Origin of the sequence: Candidatus Cardinium sp. cByotN1, assembly GCF_022810525.1 — a bacterium.
GTDB lineage: Bacteria > Bacteroidota > Bacteroidia > Cytophagales > Amoebophilaceae > Cardinium.
On sequence record NZ_JAACGG010000067.1, the window covers coordinates 1 to 7,169 of the forward strand.

At 39.6% G+C, this 7,169-nt stretch carries 7 protein-coding genes; all 7 read left to right on the forward strand.

The features are described from left to right. Positions 1-655 precede the first annotated feature (655 nt). The 7 genes from MUW73_RS01935 (at position 656) to accC (ending at position 7,091) form a co-directional block, all read left to right on the forward strand. Positions 656-2,074, forward strand: a complete 1,419-nt coding sequence (locus tag MUW73_RS01935) for a bifunctional UDP-3-O-[3-hydroxymyristoyl] N-acetylglucosamine deacetylase/3-hydroxyacyl-ACP dehydratase (protein ID WP_243017946.1) — start codon at positions 656-658, stop codon at positions 2,072-2,074. After that, on the forward strand, positions 2,061-2,843 hold the full coding sequence (lpxA, locus tag MUW73_RS01940; protein ID WP_243017945.1) for an acyl-ACP--UDP-N-acetylglucosamine O-acyltransferase: 783 nt from the start codon (positions 2,061-2,063) through the stop codon (positions 2,841-2,843). Before MUW73_RS01935 ends, lpxA begins: the two co-directional genes overlap by 14 nt. A gap of 447 nt (positions 2,844-3,290) precedes the next feature. After that, positions 3,291-3,482 carry a 50S ribosomal protein L32 gene (rpmF, locus tag MUW73_RS01945; protein WP_243017944.1) on the forward strand — a complete coding sequence of 64 codons (192 nt, stop codon included), beginning with the start codon at positions 3,291-3,293 and terminating at the stop codon, positions 3,480-3,482. Next, positions 3,473-4,489 carry a beta-ketoacyl-ACP synthase III gene (locus MUW73_RS01950; RefSeq protein ID WP_243017943.1) on the forward strand — a complete coding sequence of 339 codons (1,017 nt, stop codon included), beginning with the start codon at positions 3,473-3,475 and terminating at the stop codon, positions 4,487-4,489. The genes rpmF and MUW73_RS01950 overlap by 10 nt, the downstream gene beginning before the upstream one ends. Positions 4,490-4,656: 167 nt before the next feature. After that, complete coding sequence (gene efp, locus MUW73_RS01955; RefSeq protein WP_243017942.1) at positions 4,657-5,232, forward strand: elongation factor P; 576 nt, start codon at positions 4,657-4,659, stop codon at positions 5,230-5,232. A gap of 2 nt (positions 5,233-5,234) precedes the next feature. Then, positions 5,235-5,696, forward strand: a complete 462-nt coding sequence (accB, locus tag MUW73_RS01960; RefSeq protein ID WP_243017941.1) for an acetyl-CoA carboxylase biotin carboxyl carrier protein — start codon at positions 5,235-5,237, stop codon at positions 5,694-5,696. A gap of 39 nt (positions 5,697-5,735) precedes the next feature. Further along, the gene (gene accC, locus MUW73_RS01965) at positions 5,736-7,091 is read left to right on the forward strand and encodes an acetyl-CoA carboxylase biotin carboxylase subunit (protein WP_243575204.1); all 1,356 of its coding nucleotides are present in this window, start codon (positions 5,736-5,738) and stop codon (positions 7,089-7,091) included. Positions 7,092-7,169: the final 78 nt, after the last annotated feature.

Consider the following 7,169-nt stretch of genomic DNA (forward strand, 5'->3'; position numbering starts at 1 on the left):
TTGATCAAAAAGTAGCCAAAAAATCAAGCCCTCAGTAAAAATTTGCTGAAATCGCCCCTTACAGCTGAAATAGAAAAACAGCCTGTTCGAAGCCCGCATAGCGGGCAAGTTCTGTTTTTCCAGCTGTAAGGGGCGATTTCTAGTCGCAACTATTTTACAAGGAGCGTTTTTTCTTTTTTGGCGTAGCTTTACCACTACGCTGAACAGCTAATGGTGTCAACTTAAGAGTTATATTTTATTGATTTCCAAATGTGATAATATAATTTTTAGATTTGCTTTTTTGTTTATTATTTGTGGTATAAACTTAATTTTTTAGGCTATTATGGCCTTCTATAAAGGAATTTGGCGCTTCAGTAAAATCTAGTCTTTGAATCATCTGTTTTTCAGCGGATCAGAAAATCATCTGTTTGAAGCCCCCGTAGCGGGCTGAGTTTATGATTTCCCGTTGCAAAACAGATGATTTCATTGATTTACTGCGTGCCAAATTCCTTTATAATAGAAGGCTGATAGCCAGAGACTATGCTAAAAGTTTATACATACAGCCGCAGTAAAATAGATTTTACTTAAGTTGACGCCATTGGCTAAACAGCTACTATTTTTTATGGAAAGAGATAAGCGGAGGGCTATACTATAGCTGTTTTTTAAAATATTTACGATGCAACACCAACAACAGACCATTCAACGGATCATCCATTTCGAAGGCATTGGGCTCCATACTGGGAAAAAGGTTAAAGGTAGCTTAGCTCCTATGCCGATTGATACGGGCATACAATTTCAACGGGTTGATCTACCAGATCAGCCTTTTATAGAAGCTTCGGTAGCCCATGTAGCCGAAACGGAGCGAGGTACCCTTCTTGAAAAGAATAAAGCACGAATCGCTACGGTAGAACATTTGCTAGCAGCGATTGTAGGCATCCAAGTAGATAATATTTGTATTCAACTAGATGGGCCAGAGGTACCCGATCTAGATGGTAGTGCTTTGGCTTTTGTAGACCTGCTGTTAGAGGCAGGTGTGGTGCCACAAGAAGCACCAAGAAAGTTTTTTACCCTCAAAGAACCCTTTCTTTACGACGACCCAGATACAGGTAGCCACTATGCCCTCTATCCGGACAGCGACTATAGCATGCATGTTACCCTTGCTTACAATAGATGGCCCATAGGCCATCAATATGCAACGCTCTTTACATTAGCGCACTTTAAAGAGACCATAGCGCCTGCCCGCACTTTTACCTATTTAGATGAGATTCCTGCCTTATATCGCAAAGGTTTACTACAGGGAGGCGATCCTACAAAAGCCGTTATTTTCTCTGACCATAAAGACCATACAAAATGGTTGGAACAGATTACCCAATTAACGGGGCACCAGGTTGACCATTTGGTCACACCTGACGACTTATCCTCGTTACGCTATATGAACGAACCCGCACGTCATAAATTATTAGATCTGATCGGGGATCTAGCCTTACTAGGGAGACCTTTACAAGTAAAACTTTTTGCACACAAACCCGGACATGGTCCGAATATAGCTTTCGCTACTGCCTTAAAGAAACATTTAATAAGGCAAGAGACCAAATCTCCCCCCATCTGCGACTTACAAGCTAAGCCACGCTTCGATGTAAAAGAGATCAGTAGTCTATTGCCCCATCGTTACCCTTTTCAATTGGTAGATAAAATTATGGAATTGGGTAGTTCCTATATCATTGGGGTGAAAAATGTGACAATAAATGAGCCTTTTTTTCAAGGACACTTTCCTTCCACCCCTGTTATGCCTGGCGTTCTACAAGTAGAAGCATTGGCACAAACTAGTGGTATATTGGTATTAGATAAGGTACCAGATCCAGCCCAATATCTTACCTATTTTCTTTCGATTGATGGGTGTAAATTCCGCCGTATGGTTGTACCTGGAGATACCCTAGTACTGCATTGTGCCTTGCTTTCAGCTATCAAGTTTAGTACTACCGAAAAGCAGTCTGTAGGAATCGCCAAGGTAAAAGGACGTATTTTTGTAGGTGAACATTTGGCTTGTGAAGCCGTTTTATTGGCTCAAATTGTCAAACAACATGAAGCAATCTGATATCCATCCTGGTGCTACGCTGGGGAAAGGGGTAACCATAGGTAGTTTTGTAACTATTGAAGCAGATGTGATTATAGGTGAGGGTACTTCTATAGGGCCTCATGTAACCATTATGTCGGGAAGCCGAATTGGTAAAAACTGTCAGATTTTTCCAGGTTCGGTTATTGGCGCTAGTCCACAAGATCGTAAACCTACTACCTTGCATACCTATGTGGAAATTGGGGACCATACCGTTATACGTGAGTTTGTTACCCTCAATAAGGGGACTTTGGGTAATACGGTTGTAGGATCCCACGTATTGCTGATGGCGTATGTACATGTAGCGCATGATTGTATGATTGAAGATCATGTGATCGTTACCAATGCTGCCCAATTGGCCGGTCATGTGCAACTGCACCACCATGCTGTAATAGGTGGCATGGCAGCTATTCATCAGTTTATGCGCATAGGAGCCTATAGTATGGTTGCTTCTAAAAGCATTGTACGTAAGGATGTACCCCCATATATTAAAGTAGCAAGAGAACCATTACGTTATTATGGTCTCAACTTGATTGGATTGCAACGGAATGGTTTTACCCAAGAACAACACAATGTCATAGACCATATCTATCGTTTGATCTATCATAGTACCTTATTGTTACCGCTAGCATTAGAAGCTGTAGATAAGCAAGTGTTAGATGGTCCAGAAAAAGAGATAATTCTTTCTTTTATACGCAATAGCCCTAGGGGCATTATGAAAAAAGCGAATCCTTATGGAGGAACTTTTTAATGGTATTTGTTCACAAAAACTGGTAAAAAAGGCTTGTTTATTAAATTTTTTTCTTTATAAAGAAGTAGACAAAAAATCAAGCCCTCAGTAAAAAGTTGCGGCAATCACGTATTAGAGCTGGAAAAACAGAACTCACCCGCTACGCGGGTTCAAATGCAGGGAGAGATTGCAGGGCAGTTCCTGTTTTTCCAGGTATAAACTAGGCTTTCAGGAACTTTTTCCGTCAGCGTTTGATTTTTTGCTTACCTTTTGATCAAGCAACAAGTAAGTTTTAAAAAACCTTATTGGCCACGGTGCTAAACGGACTCTAAAAAATAATTTTCTAGCTGTAAAAATTATTCGTAAATTTGGTTGGTTCTTCTTATCTAGAAAAAGATAAGTTAAGTACCTAAGTAATAAAAGCAGTATATTTCTTGACAGTAGTTTCAAATAAGTAATTATAGAAAGATGGCACATCCAAAGAAAAGATCTTCTGCTTCCAGAAGAGATAAAAGAAGAACACATGTTAAACTTGCCATGCCTGCCCTTGTTGTTTGCCCTATTACAGGTGTAGTACATACCCCCCATCGGGCATTTTGGCATGAAGATAAAATGTATTACAAAGGCAGGGTGGTGATGCATAGAAACAGATGCAAATAATAAAACGTGCCTCCATTGCAGGTGTGGCTGGATATGTACCCGACTATGTCTTGACCAACAGCATGTTGGAGCAAATGATAGATACCAATAATGAGTGGATAACTACTAGAACGGGTATTCAAGAGAGAAGGATTCTAAAGGGAGAAGAAATGGGAACCTCAGTCATGGCTATAGAAGCAGTAAAAGATTTACTGCAAAAAACAGCTACTGATCCTGCTACCGTAGATCTGCTTATATGTGCTACCATTACGCCAGATAGAATCACCCCTGCTACCGCTAATATCATTGCCCATGCTGTAGGCGCCAATCGTGCTTTTAGTTATGATTTACAAGCTGCTTGTTCAGGTTTTCTCTATGGACTAGATACAGCAGCACAGTTTATTGCTTCTGGTAGAGCCCAAAAAGTGATTGTAGTAGGAGCAGATAAAATGTCTTCCATTACCAATTATACAGATAGGGCTACTTGTATTCTTTTTGGGGATGGTGCAGGCGCCGTATTAGTAACGGCCCATGATGCAGCTAGTGGTTACGGGATTGTAGATACCATCTGTAAGGCAGATGGTGCAGGGCAGGACCTGCTTTATCAAAAAGCAGGAGGTAGTAAACTGCCTGCTTCACATGCAACAGTTGATGCCCAAGCACACTACATTCAACAGGATGGCCAGAACGTATTTAAAGCAGCGGTTAAGGCTATGTCAGAAGTAGTACTAGATATTATGGCTAATAATCACCTTACTCCAGCAGATATTACCTATCTTGTTCCCCATCAAGCCAACCAACGTATCTTACAGCTAGTAGCTGAGCGTGTAGCCATCCCTATGGAAAAGGTTATGCTCAACATTGCTAAATATGGCAATACAACTGCTGCAACCATTCCGCTTTGTTTGTGGGATTACGAAGATAAACTAAAAAAAGGTGATAAGGTGATTGTAACTGTTTTTGGAGGGGGATTTACCTGGGGCGCTATGTATATGGTCTGGGGGTATGATGGTGTGAAAGCTGTTTAAAACAGCTTTAAGATAACAAATTTTTTTGGTTATTTTTTGGTTAACCAAAAAATCAAGCGCTGATTAAAAAAGTTACGGAAAGCCTAGTTTATACCTGAAAAAAATAGATATCTAACAATCTATCTTGTAGAGACAAATAGCCACCATAAACTTACAAACAAAATAGTATGGCAAATACAAGTGATATTAAAAATGGCCTTTGTATTGTGCTGAACAATGATATTTATAGCGTTGTCGAATTTCAGCACGTCAAACCAGGCAAAGGCGCAGCCTTTGTTAGAACTAAGCTAAAGAGTTTAACAAAAGAAAAACAAATTGACCATACATTTAATGCAGGTGTAAAAATCCATATAGCACGCATCGAACGTAGACCCTACCAGTTTCTTTATAAGGATAGCTTAGGTTATACTTTTATGCATACAGACACCTTTGAACAATTAACTATTGAGCCATCACTCATCCATACCCCCCAATTCTTAAAAGAAGGACAACATGTAGAAGTGGTTTATCATGATGATGAAAATGTAGTATTAAAATGTGAATTACCCCCATCTGTTCTATTGCGGATCACCTATACAGAGCCGGGGCTTAAAGGCGACACTGCTACTAAAACCTTAAAGCCAGCTACTCTAGAGACAGGCGTAGAAATTAGAGTGCCTTTATTTATTAATAATGAAGATCTTGTCAAGATAGATACCCGCACAGGTCTCTATATGGAGCGTATAAATGAGCAGAAAAAGTAAATATGACAACTAAAGAGATTCAAGAACTGATTGACTTTATTACCAAATCAGGATTAGAAGAAGTTAACATTGAAACAGAAGCGATTAAAATCCATATCAAAAGGAGTATACCTATTCCTGGACATATAGCATCCCTTACTGCCAATAGTTTGCCCATTTCGGCTCCTGCTCAAGTAACGACTATGCCATCGATACATGACAATAGCCTTGAAACGAATTATATAACCGTTAAATCTCCCATGATTGGTACCTTTTATCGGGCATCTAGCCCTACAGACCCTCCTTTTGTGAAAGAGGGCGATCTTATTGTAAAAGGAACTAAGCTTTGCATAATAGAAGCTATGAAAATTTTCAATGAAATTGAGGCAGAAGTTACCGGTAAGATCGTTCAAATTTTGGTCGATGATGTCTCTCCTGTCGAATATGATCAACCTCTTTTTTTAGTAGATCCAGTTACCAAATAACGATTCGACTCCCTTTTTACTTAACCCATTTGATCTGCTATGTTTCAAAAAATATTGATTGCCAATCGTGGAGAAATTGCCTTAAGCATCATTCGAATTTGCAAAGAAATGGGTATTAAAACGGTTGCCGTACATTCTACGGAAGATAAAGATAGCCTCCATGTCCGTTTTGCAGATGAGTCGGTTTGTATTGGTCCCCCTTCAAGCCATTTATCTTACCTCTCTATTCCTGCTATTATTGCTGCTGCTGAAGTAACCAATGCCCATGCAATTCATCCGGGTTATGGTTTTTTATCTGAAAATGCCAGCTTTGCAAATATTTGCACAGAATATGGTATTAAATTTATAGGTCCTTCTGCTACTACCATTAACAAAATGGGGGATAAAGCTACTGCAAAAGCAACGATGCAATCTGCTGGTGTACCCACCGTTCCTGGTTCCGATGGTCTACTAACTTCCGTTGAAGAAGGCATCCGTTTAGCCAATGAAATCGGGTTTCCTGTATTGCTAAAAGCAACCGCAGGTGGTGGCGGAAAAGGTATCAAATTGGTGGATAGCCCCGAACTATTTCAACAAAAATGGACAGAAGCTAGACAAGAAGCCGTCGCTTCTTTTGGTAAAGAGGGACTCTATTTGGAAAAATATATAGAAGCGCCACGTCATATTGAAATACAAATCGCAGCTGATCAATATGGTAAAGTCATTCATCTATCTGAACGAGATTGTTCTATTCAGCGTAGACATCAAAAATTAGTAGAAGAATCTCCTTCTCCGTTTATGACAGCGTCATTACGGAAAAAAATAACAGAAGCGGCTATAAAAGGCGTATCTGCTATAGGATATGAAGGAGTTGGTACCATGGAGTTTTTGGTAGATAAATACCAAAACTTTTATTTCATGGAAATGAATACCCGGATTCAGGTAGAATACCTGGTTACAGAAGCGGTTACCGGCTTTAATCTACTCAAAACGCAAATTGAAATGGCAGCTGGTAAGCCACTAGATGTACCCAACCTATATCCAAAAGGTCATGCCATAGAAGTTCGTATTAATGCAGAAGACCCTTTTAATGGCTTTCGACCATCTCCTGGAAAAATTAACCACATGCATTTACCTGGAGGGATGGGTATAACGGTGGCCAGTCATATTTATGCTGGTTATGTAGTGCCTGCTCACTATGATTCTATGATTGCCAAGCTTGTTGTGCATGGAAATACTAGAATGGATGCCATTGCTAAAATGAGACGTGTATTGGAAGAATTGGTAATAGAAGGCATTCAAACAAATATTCCATTTCATCGTGCTTTACTAGAGGATCAGACCTTTCAGCAAGGAAACTTTACTACACAATACTTAGATACTTTTGACTTTTCACGGCTTAGTTCAGTAGAATAAAAACAGCGCTAATTACGCTAATTACAAGTATTTTTATGCAAAAAAATTGGTATCCGTTCACGTTTCCGTTCACCACTA

What these genes read in the sequence shown, in the direction of transcription:
- lpxA (WP_243017945.1), top strand. Translation starts at nt 2,061, where the DNA reads ATGAAGCAATCTGATATCCATCCTGGTGCTACGCTGGGGAAAGGGGTA.
- MUW73_RS01950 (WP_243017943.1), top strand. Translation starts at nt 3,473, where the DNA reads ATGCAAATAATAAAACGTGCCTCCATTGCAGGTGTGGCTGGATATGTA.
- accC (WP_243575204.1), top strand. Translation starts at nt 5,736, where the DNA reads ATGTTTCAAAAAATATTGATTGCCAATCGTGGAGAAATTGCCTTAAGC.
- rpmF (WP_243017944.1), top strand. Translation starts at nt 3,291, where the DNA reads ATGGCACATCCAAAGAAAAGATCTTCTGCTTCCAGAAGAGATAAAAGA.
- efp (WP_243017942.1), top strand. Translation starts at nt 4,657, where the DNA reads ATGGCAAATACAAGTGATATTAAAAATGGCCTTTGTATTGTGCTGAAC.
- MUW73_RS01935 (WP_243017946.1), top strand. Translation starts at nt 656, where the DNA reads ATGCAACACCAACAACAGACCATTCAACGGATCATCCATTTCGAAGGC.
- accB (WP_243017941.1), top strand. Translation starts at nt 5,235, where the DNA reads ATGACAACTAAAGAGATTCAAGAACTGATTGACTTTATTACCAAATCA.